Origin of the sequence: Rhizobium oryzicola (genome assembly GCF_030504645.1) — a bacterium.
Classification (GTDB): Bacteria; Pseudomonadota; Alphaproteobacteria; order Rhizobiales; family Rhizobiaceae; genus Neorhizobium; species Neorhizobium oryzicola.
In genome coordinates, this window is sequence record NZ_JAUKWQ010000003.1 from 573,293 (window position 1) to 589,739 (window position 16,447).

Below are 16,447 nucleotides of genomic sequence, written 5' to 3' on the forward strand. Positions count from 1 at the left end.
CAATGACCATTCAATGGATGGTCGAAGGGAGGCCTTGTGGTCTTGTTTTCTGTTCAGCGTCGGCGGCTCGGGCACTGCGTTTTGGCAGCCTTCGCACTCTTCATTGCTTTTCGCCCAGACACGACATTTGCCGCTGAAAGCCGCTATCCGGATGCCAAGCGCATTGTTTCCGTTGGCGGTACCGTGACCGAAATTCTCTACGCGCTGGGGGCGGAAAGCCGGATCGTGGCCGTAGACGCCACCAGCATTCACCCGGCCGCCGCGCGACAGAAGACCGATGTGGGCTATATGCGGGCGCTTTCGCCGGAAGGGATCATTGCGCAGAACCCGGACCTCATTCTCTTGCAGGAAGGATCCGGCCCACCGAATGCCCTTGCGGTTTTGCAGGCGAGCGGCATTCCGATGATCACGATCCGCTCCGAGCCACGCGGCGAGGCAATCGCCGAAAAGATTGAAGCGATCGGTCGCGCGGTCGGCCTTGAAACGGCAGCGCAGACACTCGCCGCCCAAAACCGTACGGCCCTGAAGGCGGTGCAGGATGAGAATGCGAAGCTTTCAGGCCCGCCCAAACGCGTGCTTTTCATTTTATCGCTTGCCAATGGCCGCGTGATTGCCGGGGGACGCAATACGGAGGCCGCCGCTCTCATCGAGCTCGCGGGCGGCGTCAATGCCGCGCAGGAAATATCCGGCTACAAGCCGCTGACCGATGAAGCCGTGATTGCCGCAAAGCCGGATTTCGTTCTCTCCATGGATGGGGGCAACCACCTGCTGACGGCGGACCAGGTGTTTTCCGTTCCCGCCCTTCAATCCTCCCCTGCCGCGCAGACACGCGCCTTCCTACAGATGGACGGCCTGCTCGTCACCGGCTTTGGACCGCGAACACCCGATGCCGCTAGAGCGTTGAGAAAGCAGCTTTATCCGGGGAGCCCGTAAATGCTGCGTGCCCTGCCCTCGGTGTTTTCCGTGGCGGAGCCTGATGGTGACCGGTCGCGCCAGGGCATGCGGGTCATCGTCATTCTGCTGCTGCTTCTGGTGATCGCATCTGCGGTGTCGCTGTCGCAAGGGTCCTCCAGCGTCGACCTCCATCATCTGTGGCTCTACCTGACCGGGCGGGGTTCTGAACTGACCCTGCAGGAGCGCGTGGTGGTGGAGGCGGTCCGCCTTCCCCGCACCGCAATGGCAATCCTTGTCGGAGCGGGACTTGCCGTATCGGGCGCCATGATGCAGGGCCTGTTCCGCAACCCGCTGGCCGATCCCGGCATTGTCGGCGTCACATCGGGTGCTGCCCTGTTTGCCGTGACGGCGATCGTTCTCGGCGGCAGTATTCTCGCGCCTGTGTCCGCGCTGCTCGGCAATCAGATGATCACGCTGATGGCCTTCATGGGCGGACTGATCAATACGTGGCTGCTGTACAAGATCGCCACCCGCGGCGGCTACACCAATACCAGCACGCTCGTTCTGTCCGGCATTGCGGTCGGTGCGATGAGCGGCGCCTTGACAGGTCTTCTGATTTTCGTCGCCGATGATCGGCAGCTGCGTGATATTACCTTCTGGAGCCTTGGCTCGCTCAGCGGCTCGACCTATCCCCGGGTTCTCTCCGTTCTGCCCTTCGTGATTCTGCTGACTGTCATCACACCCATGGTTGCGCGCGGGCTGGATGCATTGGTGCTGGGGGATGCCGCAGCCTTCCACATGGGCATTCGGGTCCAGCGCATAAAGCGGCTGGTGATCCTCGCCGTCGCCGCCGCCTGCGGTGCAACCGTAGCGGTCGCCGGCTCCATCGGCTTTGTAGGCATCGTCGTGCCGCATCTGTTGCGGCTCGTCATCGGCCCGTCGCATCGCTTTCTGCTGCCGGCTTCCGCCATCGGCGGCGCAACGCTTCTGCTTCTGGCCGACAGTGTGGCACGCACCATTGCAGCACCGGCCGAACTACCGATCGGCATTGTCACAGCCCTCTTTGGTGCGCCCGTGTTTCTTTTCCTGCTGATTGGGAAACGGAACGGGCGTGGCAGCGGAGACCTGTCATGATCGACGCACGCAACATAACGGTCATACGGCAGGGACGCACACTGCTTGACGAAGTCAGCATCGCCCTTGTGCCCGGCTCTCTGACGGTCGTCGTCGGGCCAAACGGTGCCGGCAAGTCGACGCTTTTGAAATGCCTGTCGGGAGACATCAAACCCAGTGCAGGCGGCGTGACCTATCATGGACACGATATCCACACGCAGGACGCAGTCTCGCTTGCTGCTCAACGCGCTGTCCTGCCACAGGCAACAGAACTTGCCTTTCCCTTCACGGCACTTGAGATCGTTCGCATGGGCGCCGTCGCCTATGGTGCGACCGAACCCGGTCTTGCCGCACGTTCAGCACTTGCGCGTGTGGGGCTTTCCGGCTTTGAGGCGCGTTCCTTTTCCTCCCTGTCGGGCGGCGAACAGCAGCGCGTTCAGTTCGCACGCGCACTTGCGCAGGTGCCCCAGCCGTTGGAAGCCGGGAGACCATGTGCGCTGTTTCTGGATGAGCCAACGGCAAGCCTTGATCTTCGCCATCAGATCGGCGTTCTCGAAATCGCCAAGGCCTTTGCCCGCAGTGGCGGGATCGTTCTGACCATTCTGCATGATCTGAACCTGACCGCGGAATTCGCCGATCAGGTCGTGGTGCTGAGCCATGGCCGCATCATTGCCAAAGGCAGCACTCAGCAGACCATGACCGACGATATCATCCGGGAAGTCTATGGCATTGGCGGCGCGGTTAATCGCCTGCCGCAGGCATCCGTGCCATTCGTTCTGCCGCAATCACGGCATATCGGCGGCCTCGACTTGTAACGGTCCAAGCCGCCTCAAACGACGACAATCCTTTCCGGTATAGACGAAGGCCCTGCACCTTGTTCGAGTGCAGGGCCGATCAACTTTCCAAGTCAAATTGAGCCGCTCGAAGAATGGTCTTCGAGCGACTAGTTTGTGTCTGCTCAGAACCGCTGCGTTAGCGAGATCTTGAAGCTGCGACCGCTTTCCGAATAGTATTCGCGTGCCTGCGTGGCTGAGTTGGTTCTGACGGTGCTATAGTCGTAATAGGTCTTGTCAAAGACGTTATAGATCCCGGCATTGATGCGCAGCCCCTTGGCCTGCTCCGGCTCCCACCAGGCGGTCAGATCCACAAGACCGTAGCCCGGCGTCTGGAAGTAGGTGCCGCCCTTGCCGTCATCCTTCTTGGACTGCGCAACGCCGATCACGTCAACGCCGACACCCCAATGCTCCGTATCGTATCCGAAGCTTGCCACGGCTTTCAGCGGTGCGACCGAGCGGATGAAGGTGTCGTTGTCGAGATCCTTGCTGCTCAGCGCCGCAAGGCTGCCACCGATACGGAAACCGCTGTCGAAGACCTTATGGCCGGACACTTCGAGACCATAGATCTCGGCATCATTGATGTTGCGGAACTGGGTGATGCCGCCCTGGCGGTAGTCGTTGAGGTTGAGGCCGATTGCAGCGGCTTCGGCGGCCGTCAGGCTGCGGCTGTCGATGAAGTTCTTGTAGCGGTTATAGAAGAGACTAATGCGCCCGCCGAAGCGTTCGTCACCCAGGTTCGCACCGAGTTCAAAGCCGTTGCTCGTCTCGGATTCAAGATCGCTGTTGCCGATGCGCAGATAGGTCCCGTCGGCGCCAAAGCGGCTGTAGAGTTCGTTGGCGGTCGGCGCACGGAAGCCCATGGCCCACTGCGCGTAGATTTCCGTCTGCGGCGCGAGATCATAACCGAGGCGGACCTTCGGCGACACGGCCGTATCCTCGAACGAACCCGGCAGGCTCGGCTTGCTGGCGTTTCGGGCAAACGCATCCGTCATCTTGGGGTCGTACTGAACCCAGTCGAAACGGAGCCCGGGTGTGAGCTTGAGGCCGGTTGCGCCCAGTTCGATCGTGTCATCCAGGTAAAGGCCAACGCGATTGCCATCCACCTTCGGCGTATCGGCCTGGTTGGTGTGCAGATTGTTGCAGCCGGATGACGCGCCTGTGTAAACTCCGCTCGCAGGCTTGGCCGGGCAATTGTCGGAGCCCGCCGAGTATTGATGCATGCTGAGCGTGGCGAGGTCGAATCCGAATGTGAAGAGATGATTATATCCACCCAGTTCGACAGACTTCTGCATGGCGCCGACCAGACCGTAGTCCTGTTCTGATGTGGTGTTCCGCCGCACGATCGGGCCGATGATGCTGGTGGAGCGGTACCCCGTATAGCCGTCGAGAGCACCGAGCTTCTGGTAATAGAGCGAAGCCCAGGCGTTATCGATGAAACTGTCCTTGCTTTCGCTCTCATACTTGTAGTCGATCGAGACGCGATCGCGGTCGGCATCTTTCTGGGTGTTGTAATTGCCGGGGCGATAATTGCCTGTGGTGGACTGGTTGGTGCGGGCATCCGTGTCCCGGTCCTTGCGATAACGCTCCGCCGTCAAGCCGATCGTGTGACCATCCGCCAGTTCCTGGCGCAGCTTGAACAGCAGGTTATGCTCGTTGAAATCCGAGGGATTGGCCTTGGTGCGGGTGGTGCTATAGCCACCGACACTGCCATTGGTGCTGGTTTCGTGGCCCTTCTTGTAGCTCCCCTGGAAAAGGACGGATGTGCCGTCGATCTTCGTGGCAACCGCCACGGTACCCTGCCAGCTTCTGTCGCTGCTGTCATAGGTGGTTTTTGCAACCCCGCCCCATGTCTTGCCCTGGCCGATGAGATCGGCCGGTTCCAGCGTGCGATAGGCCAGCACGCCACCCAGCGCGCCAGCGCCAGCGCGGCTGGAATCGGCGCCACGCATGACATCGACAGATGAAAGGGCGCTGAAGTTCACCGTGTCCGAGCCACCGGTGTTCGAACGGGTCGTGTCGCTCAAATAGGGCAGCGGGATGCCGTCGACCGTGGTCAGTACGCGGCTGCCTTCAAGGCCACGGATATTGACGGCACCCGTCGACCGGTTGAAATTGACGCCGGGCTCCTCGACACGCCCCAGATCCTGAACACTGGTGATCTGCTTGTTATCCAGCTTTTCGCGACTGACCTGCGTGGCAAGCGGGGTGTCAGTTGCGCCTCCCTTTTGAGCCGAGACCCGATTCCCCTTCACGAGAACCTGCTCCAGCACAGTCGTATCGTTGGCAGGTTTCTCCTCCGCCTGGGCTGCAAAGGCATATCCAACAGGAATGATGCTGGTGCAGGCGAGAAGAAGACGGACTGTACGGCTCGGCATAAAGGACCCTTTCGGCAAGGCAAGGACGCTCACGGGCACACGTCAGTGCCCGCGCCAGATGCGCGTCGTTGCGGTCAGAAGATGAAATGCGGCGGCGAGCGCCTTATTCCTGTCGAATAAAAAACATGATGATTTTTGTCAACATAATAAGCGCATCACCGACCGCCACATAGGCTTCCTCCAGTTTCAGCCGATAAATCCAGTTGGGCTTCGTTCATCAATCGTCATAGGCATAACTCTTAGACTTCAGATCTTGGCTTATTGCTCCGCAAACGCTAAACCTATCAGACAGGCTTTGACGACAAGGGGCAGACATGACAGCCACGACACATGAGGAGGTTCGGGACGGACGGTCTCTGGCATCCAAGATCAGTGCCGCGCTGAGGCAGGACCTGCTTGGCGGCGTTTTTCGCCCTGGAGATCGTTTACCCAGCGAAAGCGAATTGACACGCGAATATTCCGTCAGCCGCACCGTCGTGCGGGAAGCGATTGCTATTCTGCGGGCCGATGGGCTGGTCGAGGCGCGCAAGGGCGCGGGCGTTTTTGCGCTCCAGGCGAAGACAGAGCCACAGCGGCCTTTTGACGATCTAGCCACGCAACGCATTTCCTCCGTCATCGAACTGCTTGAACTGCGAACGGTCTTCGAGGTCGAATCAGCCGGCCTCGCGGCCTCTCGCCGGTCGGCCGCCCAGATCGAAGCGATTCTGGAAGCCCATGGAAAGGTTGCGCAATGTTTGGCCGAAGGTGCGCCGACACGCGATGCGGATTTCAATCTTCACTTCGCGATTGCCGAAGCGACCCAGAACCGGCGTTTTCCAGAATTCCTCCAACTCATCCGCCAAGGCATCATTCCGCGCGGCGACCTTCAGGGCTCGCCGCCAGGCTCGCGCCCCAAGGACTACAACCTGCACCTTCAGGAAGAGCACGGCCTGATCGTTGATGCGATCATTGAAGGCGATGCGGAAACCGCGCGGGCCCATATGCGGTCTCACCTGCGGGGCAGTCTGGAGCGCTACAAGGTTTTGCTGCGGTCCCAGACCAGTGCGACGAGCGCTGCAAGGGAAGCCTGATCAAGCCTTGTCAGACAGGAATGGCAAGATATATGATGTGATGGTCCATCATCTCATCAGAGGTCTTCCATGTCGCCAACCAGTTTTCCCGCTGCCTATCCCGATCCCGGCGTGACACGCCGAGTCCTAGCAGAGTCACCCGAGTTGATGGTGGTATCCTTTCAGTTTGAGACAGGGGCGGAAGGAAAGCTTCATCAACACCCTCATGTCCAGTCGACCTATGTAGCGCGTGGGAAGTTCCGGTTCTTCCGCGGCAGCGAAACCCATGAACTTAACGTCGGCGACAGCCTCGTCATCCCGGGGAACGTGCAGCATGGCTGCGAATGCCTGGAAGCCGGCGAATTGATTGATTGCTTTACCCCGAGACGCGACGATTTCCTTTAAGCCTGTCCAAGAAGATTGAAGCCACAGCTCAGGCGGCTTCTATGATCCGCCCCCACTGACGCGATCACATTCTCCGCGATTGGACCGCTTTCAACACCCACAGGCAACGGCAGTGGTTGACACCTCGCCACGCCTGTGACAGGTTCAGGCAAACTTGTCAGACAGGACGGGAGCTTGTCGCCGGCATGCATGCCGGACCGTATCGGAGGACCCATGTCATTCAGTCGCTTGCGCCTTGGCGGTGCGGTCGGTCAGCTCGGTAGCATCATCGTCACGCTGCTGGGCTTGCTGGTGTTGACTTTCTTTATAGGCCGCATGATGCCCGCCGACCCCGTGCGGGCCATCGTTGGCGAGGATGCAACCCGCGAAACCTACGAACAGGTCTATCACGCACTTGGGCTTGATAGACCTGTCTGGGAGCAATTTGTCTATTACATGCGGGATGTGCTGACAGGCAATTTCGGCACATCCATCCGCACGGGCCAGCCGGTCATCCAGGACATCCTCCATGTCATGCCTGCAACGATCGAGCTTGCGACCTTCGCCATTCTCATCGGCGCCTGCCTCGGCATCCCCATGGGCGTGTTCGCAGCGGTCAACAAGGATCGCTGGCCGGACCACGCAGTGCGCGTATTCAGCCTGTTCGGCCATTCCATGCCGATTTTCTGGACCGGTATGATCGCGCTCATTGTCTTCTACGCGCATCTCGATCTCGTCGGCGGCAGTGGCCGCATGGACCAGTTCTACATCGGCCTCGTGGATGAACGCACCGGTTTCCTGTTGATCGATAGCCTCAGAGCTGGCGAGATGGATGTCTTCTGGTCGGCGCTCAACCACCTGATCCTGCCGGCCACACTTCTCGGTTATTCGTCATCCGCCTACATCACCCGCATGACCCGCAGCTTCATGCTGGACCAGTTGGGCCAGGAATATGTGACGACAGCCCGTGTAAAAGGCCTGTCGCGCGGCCAGACGATCTGGCTGCACGCCTTCGGCAATATCCGCGTGCAACTCGTCACCATTATCGCGCTGGCCTATGGCTCGCTGCTCGAAGGTGCTGTCCTGATCGAAACCGTTTTCGCCTGGCCGGGCTTCGGGTCCTATCTGACCAGCAACCTCATTATTGGCGACATGAACGCCGTCATGACTTGCGTGTTGATCATCGGTGTCATCTTCATCGGCCTCAACCTGTTGTCAGACATCCTGTATCGCATCTTTGACCCGAGGACACGCTGATGAGTGCCGCAGTCGAAACACATACGCTTCCCGGCTGGTTGAACGCGCTCAAGAACATCCTACTCTTCCTTCTGCGCAGCCCAACTTCAGCCTTCGGGCTGGCGGTTCTCGCCGTGCTGATCCTCTGTGCCCTGTTTGCGCCTCTGATTGCGACACATGACCCGTACGTCCAGGCGCTAGGCAACACGCTGAAACCACCGGGCAACGGCCATCTGTTCGGCACCGACGAACTGGGCCGCGACATTTTCAGCCGACTGGTCTATGGCGCACGGATCACGCTGACGATCATCTTTCTCGTGTCGATCATCGTCGGGCCAGTGGGGCTGCTGATCGGAGCCTCTGCCGGCTATCTCGGCGGCAAGTTCGATACGGTGCTGATGCGTATCACGGATATCTTCCTCTCCTTCCCAAGCCTGATCCTGTCGCTTGCCTTCGTGGCGGCCCTTGGCCCCAGCCTGAACAATGCAATCATTGCCATTGCACTCACTTCCTGGCCGCCGATCGCCCGCCTGGCCCGTGCGGAGGCCATGACGTTTCGCAAGGCGGATTATATCGCAGCCGCCCGACTGCAGGGGGCGTCACCGCTCAGGATCATCGTGAAATCCATCATGCCCATGTGCCTGCCCTCGGTGCTGATCCGCCTGACGCTGAACATGGCAACCGTCATCCTGACCGCCGCCGGCCTTGGGTTTCTGGGCCTCGGCGCGCAGCCTCCGCTGCCGGAATGGGGCGCCATGATTGCCACCGGCCGTCGCTACATGCTCGACAACTGGTGGCTGGTGACCTTTCCGGGGCTGGCGATCCTGACCGTCAGCCTGTCCTTCAACCTACTGGGCGATGGCCTGCGTGACGCGCTCGATCCCAAGCAGATGAACAAGAGGTGAGGCGTGGAAAAGACCATTCTTGATGTCCGTAACCTGCGCATCCGCTATGGTGGTGCGTCGACAGATGCGGTTCGCGGCGTAAGCTTCACCCTTGGTCGCGAACGGCTGGGGATCGTCGGCGAATCCGGCTCCGGCAAATCCACGATCGGGCGGGCGCTCCTGCGGCTTCTGCCGGGCGCAACCATAACAGCCGATAGCTTGCGGTTCGAAGATGTCGATCTTCTCGCGCTCTCCGAAAAAGAGATGCTGAAGGTGCGCGGGCGTCGCATGTCGATGATCCTGCAGGACCCGAAATTTTCGCTGAATCCCATCCGCCGCGTCGGCGACCAGGTCGCGGAAACCTATCTGCGCCACTTCAAGTGCAGTCGTGGGGAGGCGCGGGAGAAAGCCATTGCCATGCTGGAGGCCGTGAAGATCCGCGACGCGGAGCGGGTCTACGCGCAATATCCGCATGAGATTTCAGGCGGCATGGGTCAGCGTGTGATGATTGCGATGATGCTGCTTGCCGATCCCGACCTGGTCATCGCAGATGAGCCCACCTCCGCGCTCGACGTGACGGTGCGCCTGCAGGTCTTGAATATCCTCGACGGGCTGGTGCGTGATCGCGGCATCGGCCTGATCATGATCAGCCATGACCTCAACCTCGTGCGTAATTTCTGTGATCGTGTCCTCATCATGTATGCCGGCCGCGTGGTGGAAACCCTGCAAGCCTCCGAACTGGACAGTGCGCAGCATCCCTACACTCAGGGGCTGCTGGCCGCGCAGCCCCGCATCGGAGGCTCCCGCGCACCGCTTGCCGTTCTCGATCGCAAACCCGAATGGCTGGAGGAGAAAGCCTGATGTCCGTATCCGTCGAAGTTCGCGATCTTTCCATCACCTTCGGTGAGGGCGCGACGGCTGTGAAGGTTCTGCCGGGCGTTTCATTCTCAGTGCAGCCGGGCGAATGCTTCGGGCTTGTGGGCGAGTCAGGGTCCGGCAAGTCGACGGTTCTGCGCTGCATGTCGATGCTGACTGATTTCTGGAAGGGTGATGTCCTGATCAATGGGCGCTCCGTGCGCGACATGCCTCTCATCGAGCGGTGCCGCACATTGCAGATGGTCTTCCAGGATCCTTACGGCTCGCTCCACCCGCGCCAATCCGTCCGCACCGTACTGAACGAACCGCTTGTCATCCATAAGCTCGGGGATCGTGAAGAGCGCATGCGGCGTGCCATCACCGATGTCGGGCTACCGGTTTCCTTCCTGGACCGCTTTCCGCATCAGCTGTCCGGCGGCCAGCGCCAGCGTGTCGCTATTGCCCGCGCGCTGATCCTCGAACCCTCTCTGCTGCTGCTGGATGAACCCACCTCTGCGCTTGATGTTTCGGTGCAGGCGGAAATTCTCAACCTGCTGCAAAGACTGCGGGAGGAGCGTGGCTTCACCTACATCATGGTGACGCATGACCTCGCGGTCGTCGACCACATGTGCGACCGGTTCGCCGTCATGTTGCGGGGAGAGGTGACGGAAATCCTGCCGCGTGATGCGATCGACAAAAACCGGGCGACGCATCCTTATGCCCGCCAGTTGATTGCAGCATCCCTGGAATATGAAGGAGCGGCCTGAGGAGCGTCTCCACGAAGCGCGCTATCTCAGATCGAAAGCAATATGCAAAGAGGGCGCGTGCCCGGCATGGCACGCGCCCTCTTCTGCTTGGGAGCATCAAACCGAGGTTATCGCTTTTTGATGATCACCTCGAAGCGCGACAGCCAGGGGCTGACGATCATACCCTGCACTTCGGCGCGATAGGCAGCCGTGTCCTCAACCTCGGAGAAGGGCTGGATCGAGGGGACGATCTCATCGATGTAGACCTGAATGTCCTCATACATCTTGGTCTGCTTTGCGACATCCCGCTCAACGAGGGCGGCCTCGATCATCTTGTTCAGCTTCTCATCGTAGAAACTCGTCCGCCAACCCTGATAATTCGTCAGCTTGGCATCGTCCGAATTGTTCGGATTATAGACCATGGACCGCAGATTATTGTCCGGGTGAGGCTGCTGGCCGCCGCCGCCGCGGCCAACCACGAGCTCGAACTTGCGGTCACGCATCGCGCCATAGATCTGGTCACCGGAGCCGCTGATCAGGTCTGCCTTGATACCGGCCTGCGCAAGCGTATTCTGGATCGCGGTAGCCGCCTTGAGGAACGGATCTTCCGAGAGAACGCGCAGCGTCGTCTGGAAACCGTTGGGATATCCCGCTTCCGCCAGCAAAGCCTTCGCCTTGGGAATATCCAGCGTATAGCCCTGATCCGGCAGTGAGCCCATGAAGCCCGAGCTGAGGGGGCGCTGATGCAGCTTGCCGTAATAGGGCATGACGGCCTGATCCAACCCCTTGTAATCGATCAGGTATCGGAGCGCTTCACGGACCTTGCGGTTTGCAAAACGCTCATCCTTCATGGAGACGGCAAGGTAATAGAAGCCGGAGCCAGGCACCGATTCGATCTTGACGTTCTTGTCGCTTTCCAGCGCTTTCAGATCCGGCGCCTGCAGCGAATAGGCAACATCGATATCCCCCTTCTCCAGCATCAGACGCTGAGATTGGGATTCGGGCAGGTGGCGCATCAGCACACGACGCATGGAAGGCTTCTGCCCCCAATAGCCGTCATTGCGGGTGAGGATGATGAATTCGTTCGACTTCCACTGCGTGAGCTTGAACGGGCCGGAACCGGCGGAATTGAGGGTGAGCCAGGCGCCACCCATGTCCCCATCTTTTTCGTGGCTCATCACCGTCTTACTGTCGATGATGGAGCCTGGACCATTCTGCGCGAGGATCATCAGCAGCAGATTGGGATCATCGGGATTGGGCAGATTAAGGACGAATGTCTGTTCGTTTTCGACAACGAACAGCTTGTCCGCCGCCTCCAGCTTGAAGCCACGTGTTTTGAGGAAGGACGATTGCGCCAGGTTGCGCACCAGCAGACGCTTGAGGCTCCAGGCCACATCCTGTGCCGTGACAGGGTTGCCGGAATCGAACTTCACCCCCTTGCGCAGGTGAAAGCGGATCGACTTGCGGTCCTCGGAGATCTCCCATTTTTCGGCGAGGCGCGGCTTTATCTCCCGCCCCTCCGGCGCCAGCATGACCAGCGTGTCATACACGTTGTTCAGAACCTGTACCGTTTCGCGCCCGGTGATCGCGGCGGGATCCAGCGTCAGGATATTACTCAGGGTGGTTGCCACCACCAGCTGGTCCTTCGGGGTATCCGCCAGGACCGGAAGGGGCGAGACGCTGCTGAGGAGCGCGCCCAGTGCCGCTGCTGCTATGAAGTGTTTCATGTTTCCTCCCTTTTGGTGCCATCGCAAATGGTCACCTTTGCTGTGCGATCCGGCTGTCTCTCCTCCGTGAGAGCAAGCGGATCATTCGAGAATGGAACGAACCGGCGCTGCCAGCGCCTGTCCGATGGCAACCGTTGCATCCTGGCTGAGATGTACGCCATCGATTGCTGACGCTGTCGCAACCGTACCCGCATCAAAGAACGAGCATCCGATTTCCCTAGAAAGCTTCTGGTAAAGCGGCGCGAGCCTTTCGGACTCAGCTATGCTGCGGCCTGCCGCAGGCAGACCATCCGGTCCAGCCACGCAAGGCGGCGGCGCAACGATCAATAGGGCAGGCTTTGCGCTGCGCGGCTTGTAGGGGAATGTTTCGACGATTTCGGCCAGCCGTCGCATGCCCGAGACCGCGGCCTCCGCCTTGCCGCCATAGACGGTTTTGAGATCGTTGGTCCCCAGCATGATGATGACAAGATCGAGCGGCATGTGGCTCGCCAGCGATACCTGCAGCGCCTTCGCACCGTTACGGCAGGAGGGGCCGGTGTGGTCATCATAGCAGGTGGTGCGACCGCCAAGCCCTTCCGCAATTATCTTCACGCGACCATCCAGTCCGCGCTCCAGAACATCCGGCCAGCGAAATTCTGCAGGATGCCGAAGACCCGTCGCCGGATCGGAACCCCAGGTCAGGCTGTCGCCGAAGGCCAGAACCGTCTTCATCGCGCCTCACTGCACCCGGTTGTTTTCAATGAAGTCGAAGTCAATCTCTTCGCCGAGACCCGGGCGGTCCGGCACATGCACATAGCCATCCTGATCCATCGGGTCTGACAGCGACTTGAGATAGTCATGCCCGTCGTCGTATTCGAGGAAGGGGTGCAGAAGCCCTCGCTCGTACCAGCGGCAGTTCTTGGAGGCGGCCACCACATGCAGGTTCATGGCGGTGTTGCCGTGCACCTCGCATTCCATGCCAAAGCATTCGGCCATCCGCATGGTTTTCAGCGCCGGGGTAATGCCGCCGACATCATTCACGCCTGTGCGCAGGATGTCGCAGGCGCCGCTCTTCACCCATTCGGCGCGGTGCCAATGCTTGCCCGCAGCACTTTCAGGACCGACGACAGGGATATCGAGATTGTCCGCCAGCCATTTATAGGAGGACATGGATTGCTCATCCATCGGCTCCTCGATCCAGTCGAAGCCCAGTTTCTCAAGCCCGCGGCCCAGTTCCAAAGCATCCGTGCGCGAGTACCAGTGAAAGGCATCGATCATCAGCCGGATATCCGGGCCGACGGCCTCGCGCACCGCTGCGCAGGCCTTCAGGTCCATCTTCACATCCGGCGCCCAGCTGACTGGCGGCATCCAGGTGTGCAGCTTGATGCCCTTATAGCCGCGCTTCACCAGCGCTTCGGCAAAGCGCCCGTAATCTTCAGGCGTTGCCAGCCCACCCTCCAGCTCGTCGCCACACATGATGGAGCCATAGGCGAGCACCTTGTCGCGATAGGCGCCGATCAACTTGTATACAGGTGTATTGGAAGCGCGCCCGGCGAGATCCCAGAGCGCGCAATCCACCACCGCCAGCGTGCGATCCGTCAGCTGCGCGGCAGATCCACGCTGCCAATGCGCCAGATCCTGCCACAGGCGTTCGCGATCACGGTAATCCTGGCCGATCAGCACCTTCTTGACGAACTTGTCGATTACATGCGGTCGAACGATCTCCGGCGCCGTAAAGGAATGCCCCTCCTGACCATCTTCGGTCTGGATCGTCAGTATGGCCTGCTGAACCTGATGCGGCGGACCGGGATGCGCGTGGCCTGCGCTATCGGAATGGCGGCGGGTCGTGGTGCGGAACACACGGGCGGTAACCTCGGTGATGATCATCAGGCATCCTGTCAGCTGAGCGGTCAGCGCATATCATGTCTGGTAAATTCCTACACAAACCATACATGTATGTCAAACTTGTCTGACGTGACTACCGACCGAATGCATTGCGCCTTTCATCGTGCTCTTCATCGACAAGTGATGAGTGGCACTGATGAAAGTTTGCGAGCCCGCGCTATTGTTGCGAGGCGCGTGGGCCGCCATGTTCTCCAAGGCGAGATCTATGGAAGCCGCCGAATAATTGGGACGCTTGGGAGGTATCGATGGTCACACGCATGCTCACAGCCGCATCGGCGGCACTGGTCCTGGCGCTTGCCACGCACGGGCAAACAAATGCGGCCAGCATCAATGCGGGCAATCACGCAACCAGCGCCACACAGCCCTTCCAGGTTCAGGTTATCTCCCAATTCGATACGCCTTGGGCTCTGGCCTTCCTGCCGGATGGACGCTTGCTGGTCACCGAAAAGCCAGGCAGCATCTATCTTGTCACCCAGAGCGGACAAAAGCAGAAGATCGGCAATGTGCCGCGTGTTGCCGCTTCCGGCCAGAATGGCCTTCTGGACATCGCGCCCGCTCCCGATTTCGCCAGATCCTCGCTTGTCTATTTCAGCTATGTCGAACCGGACACGGGCGGCAGCCGGCTGGTGCTGGCGCGTGCCAGGCTGGCCCTTTCGTCAGGCAGTGCCAATCTCGACGATCTGAGGGTCATTTGGCGCCAGACGCCCGGTGGCGGCGGCGGCCAGCCGGGCGGCATCATCGCCTTCGATCCGAAGGGCGACACGCTGTTTTTGTCCGTGGGAGACCGCATGCAACCGGCAACGGCTCAGGATGAAAAACAGGCGCGCGGCAAGGTTCTTCGCCTGAACCTCGATGGGTCCACGCCGCAGGATAATCCCAATGCCGCAAAGGGCGGCATCGACGGTCAAACCTGGACGACGGGACATCGCAACCCCTACGGCCTTGCCTTCGCGCCGGATGGAAAGCTGTGGCTGCACGAGATGGGGCCGAAGGGCGGTGACGAACTCAATCTGATCGAGAAGACGAAGAACTATGGCTGGCCGCTCGTCTCGAACGGCGATGAATATAGCGGTGCGCCCATTCCGCGCCACTCCACCCGCCCGGAATTTGCAGCACCTCTGCTCTACTGGAACCCGGTTATCGCCCCTGCCGGTCTCGTCTTCTACAAGGGCGCCATGTTCCCCCAATGGAACGGATCAGCGCTGATCGGCGGACTGCGCGTTCAGTCCCTTGTTCGGGTAAGCTTCGACAGCCAGGGCCAACCGGACGAAGCTGACCGCTGGAACCTGAAAGCCCGTATTCGCGACGTGGCCGTCGCGCCGGATGGAGCCGTTTGGCTGATCGAGGACAACAATCCCGGCAAGCTGATACGGCTGACGCCTCGACAGTAAAGAGGAGCGTGTTTTCCGAATGAAGAAGGCCGCTGCAAAGACAGCGGCCAACAAATGGATTTGATCTCTTCCGGCGTGACGATTTTCGAAGCAGACGTCACGCTGCCTGATGAAGCCGATAGCTGAAGACCGGGCCACGGCTGAAACGATCCAGAGCCTTGGCGACGGCCAAAACACCGAGATCAATCACGGGTTCGACCAGGATGACGCTCATATAGGCGAGGCCGAAGGAGCTGATCTCGGCAAGGTTCTGCATGTTGAAGCCGTGTCCATACAATGCCCAGAACGCGACCCATGCGACGATGCCTCCCTGATAGGCCGTAGAAAGCTTGAACGCCTGACCATAGGTAAGGTCTACATAGGCCGTTCTGGCTGTGATGATCCTGCGAGCCAAAAGGTTGATACCCCAAAGCGGCATCAGCAGGGTCGTCACGTTCATGCCATATTGCGGCAGGTCGAAGGGAGCGAAAAAAAGTCCCTGCAAAAGCAGCCCCATCGCCAGGCCAATGGACGCCGCACCGGCACCGAACAGCAGAAGCAGCGTGGAGCCCAGAATAAGGTGGACCTCCGAAACGCCTACGGGATGATGCGGAAGAACTTCGAAGAAGCAAAACACCAATGCTGTGGTGAAGACGCTCCGCATGGCGAGCGCGGCTGCGCCGCCATCTTTCCGAATGCTTTGTGCCGCCATTTTGGCCGTCAGACCAAAGGCGACAGAAGCTGTTGCGTAGCTCAGGATGATTTTCGCGCCGTCAACGACGCCGGGTTCGATATGCATTTTTGATCCTCTCGCGCCCACCGCGCGGCTGGAATTGAGAAACAGGCGTTGCCGCCCGGCATGTAATGGCAGGTCTCCTGGCTTGCGGTTCCTCACTTCGCCCGCCTTCCCAATCCATCATGGATCAGTGGCTTCAGGACGTCGTTCGCCGCTTACAGTTGCGGGGGCAGCCATGGAATAGGGGCTCAAACAGCACCTCACCATGTTCCCTTTTAACCGAATGCCCTATCAGGGGCATCCGGACCATCGGCTAATGATAGCTTCCCCACGCATGGCATTACAAGTACCGGCACAG

The 16,447-nt window shown here is 59.9% G+C and carries 15 protein-coding genes and 1 riboswitch; of the genes, 10 read left to right on the forward strand and 5 right to left on the reverse strand.

From position 1 onward, the window contains the following. Positions 1-42: 42 nt before the first annotated feature. The 3 genes from Q2T52_RS13255 to Q2T52_RS13265 are packed head-to-tail and all read left to right on the forward strand — an operon-like array spanning position 43 to position 2,822. Positions 43-933, forward strand: a complete 891-nt coding sequence (locus Q2T52_RS13255; RefSeq protein WP_436799540.1) for a heme/hemin ABC transporter substrate-binding protein — start codon at positions 43-45, stop codon at positions 931-933. Then, positions 934-2,028, forward strand: coding sequence for a FecCD family ABC transporter permease (locus Q2T52_RS13260; RefSeq protein WP_302077210.1), 1,095 nt, complete (start codon positions 934-936; stop codon positions 2,026-2,028). Then, on the forward strand, positions 2,025-2,822 hold the full coding sequence (locus Q2T52_RS13265; RefSeq protein WP_302077211.1) for a heme ABC transporter ATP-binding protein: 798 nt from the start codon (positions 2,025-2,027) through the stop codon (positions 2,820-2,822). The genes Q2T52_RS13260 and Q2T52_RS13265 overlap by 4 nt, the downstream gene beginning before the upstream one ends. Before the next feature lie 143 nt (positions 2,823-2,965). On the opposite strand, the gene Q2T52_RS13270 is transcribed toward Q2T52_RS13265, so the two are convergent. Then, a complete protein-coding gene (locus Q2T52_RS13270; protein ID WP_302077212.1) occupies positions 2,966-5,218 on the reverse strand; it encodes a TonB-dependent hemoglobin/transferrin/lactoferrin family receptor in 2,253 nt (750 codons plus the stop codon). Positions 5,219-5,532: 314 nt separating this feature from the next. Between Q2T52_RS13270 and Q2T52_RS13275 the strand changes: the two genes are divergently transcribed. The 6 genes from Q2T52_RS13275 (at position 5,533) to Q2T52_RS13300 (ending at position 10,393) form a co-directional block, all read left to right on the forward strand. Then, entirely contained in the window at positions 5,533-6,288 is a 756-nt protein-coding gene (locus Q2T52_RS13275) for a FadR/GntR family transcriptional regulator (RefSeq protein ID WP_302077213.1), read from the forward strand. A 69-nt stretch (positions 6,289-6,357) separates the two neighbouring features. Further along, on the forward strand, positions 6,358-6,672 hold the full coding sequence (locus Q2T52_RS13280; protein ID WP_302077214.1) for a cupin domain-containing protein: 315 nt from the start codon (positions 6,358-6,360) through the stop codon (positions 6,670-6,672). Between the two features lie 213 nt (positions 6,673-6,885). Then, the gene (locus Q2T52_RS13285; RefSeq protein ID WP_302077215.1) at positions 6,886-7,908 is read left to right on the forward strand and encodes an ABC transporter permease; all 1,023 of its coding nucleotides are present in this window, start codon (positions 6,886-6,888) and stop codon (positions 7,906-7,908) included. Beyond that, positions 7,908-8,792, forward strand: coding sequence for an ABC transporter permease (locus Q2T52_RS13290; protein ID WP_302077216.1), 885 nt, complete (start codon positions 7,908-7,910; stop codon positions 8,790-8,792). The genes Q2T52_RS13285 and Q2T52_RS13290 overlap by 1 nt, the downstream gene beginning before the upstream one ends. 3 nt (positions 8,793-8,795) lie before the next feature. Continuing rightward, positions 8,796-9,632: an ABC transporter ATP-binding protein gene (locus Q2T52_RS13295; protein ID WP_302077217.1), complete on the forward strand. Its 837-nt coding sequence runs from the start codon at positions 8,796-8,798 to the stop codon at positions 9,630-9,632. Then, positions 9,632-10,393, forward strand: a complete 762-nt coding sequence (locus Q2T52_RS13300; RefSeq protein WP_302077218.1) for an ABC transporter ATP-binding protein — start codon at positions 9,632-9,634, stop codon at positions 10,391-10,393. Before Q2T52_RS13295 ends, Q2T52_RS13300 begins: the two co-directional genes overlap by 1 nt. Positions 10,394-10,500: 107 nt before the next feature. On the opposite strand, the gene Q2T52_RS13305 is transcribed toward Q2T52_RS13300, so the two are convergent. The 3 genes from Q2T52_RS13305 to Q2T52_RS13315 form a co-directional block, all read right to left on the reverse strand. Beyond that, positions 10,501-12,099, reverse strand: coding sequence for an ABC transporter substrate-binding protein (locus tag Q2T52_RS13305; RefSeq protein ID WP_302077219.1), 1,599 nt, complete (start codon positions 12,097-12,099; stop codon positions 10,501-10,503). A gap of 81 nt (positions 12,100-12,180) precedes the next feature. Continuing rightward, positions 12,181-12,810 (reverse strand): SGNH/GDSL hydrolase family protein, encoded by a 630-nt coding sequence (locus tag Q2T52_RS13310; protein ID WP_302077220.1) that lies wholly within the window; start codon positions 12,808-12,810, stop codon positions 12,181-12,183. 6 nt (positions 12,811-12,816) lie between these two features. Beyond that, the gene (locus Q2T52_RS13315; protein WP_302077221.1) at positions 12,817-13,965 is read right to left on the reverse strand and encodes a mandelate racemase family protein; all 1,149 of its coding nucleotides are present in this window, start codon (positions 13,963-13,965) and stop codon (positions 12,817-12,819) included. Positions 13,966-14,240: 275 nt separating this feature from the next. Here Q2T52_RS13315 and Q2T52_RS13320 point away from each other — a divergent pair, with 275 nt between their 5' ends. Further along, positions 14,241-15,374: a PQQ-dependent sugar dehydrogenase gene (locus Q2T52_RS13320; RefSeq protein ID WP_302077294.1), complete on the forward strand. Its 1,134-nt coding sequence runs from the start codon at positions 14,241-14,243 to the stop codon at positions 15,372-15,374. A gap of 97 nt (positions 15,375-15,471) precedes the next feature. On the opposite strand, the gene Q2T52_RS13325 is transcribed toward Q2T52_RS13320, so the two are convergent. Further along, a complete protein-coding gene (locus tag Q2T52_RS13325; protein WP_302077222.1) occupies positions 15,472-16,152 on the reverse strand; it encodes an energy-coupling factor ABC transporter permease in 681 nt (226 codons plus the stop codon). Between the two features lie 50 nt (positions 16,153-16,202). Continuing rightward, positions 16,203-16,415: riboswitch (cobalamin riboswitch) on the reverse strand. Positions 16,416-16,447: the final 32 nt, after the last annotated feature.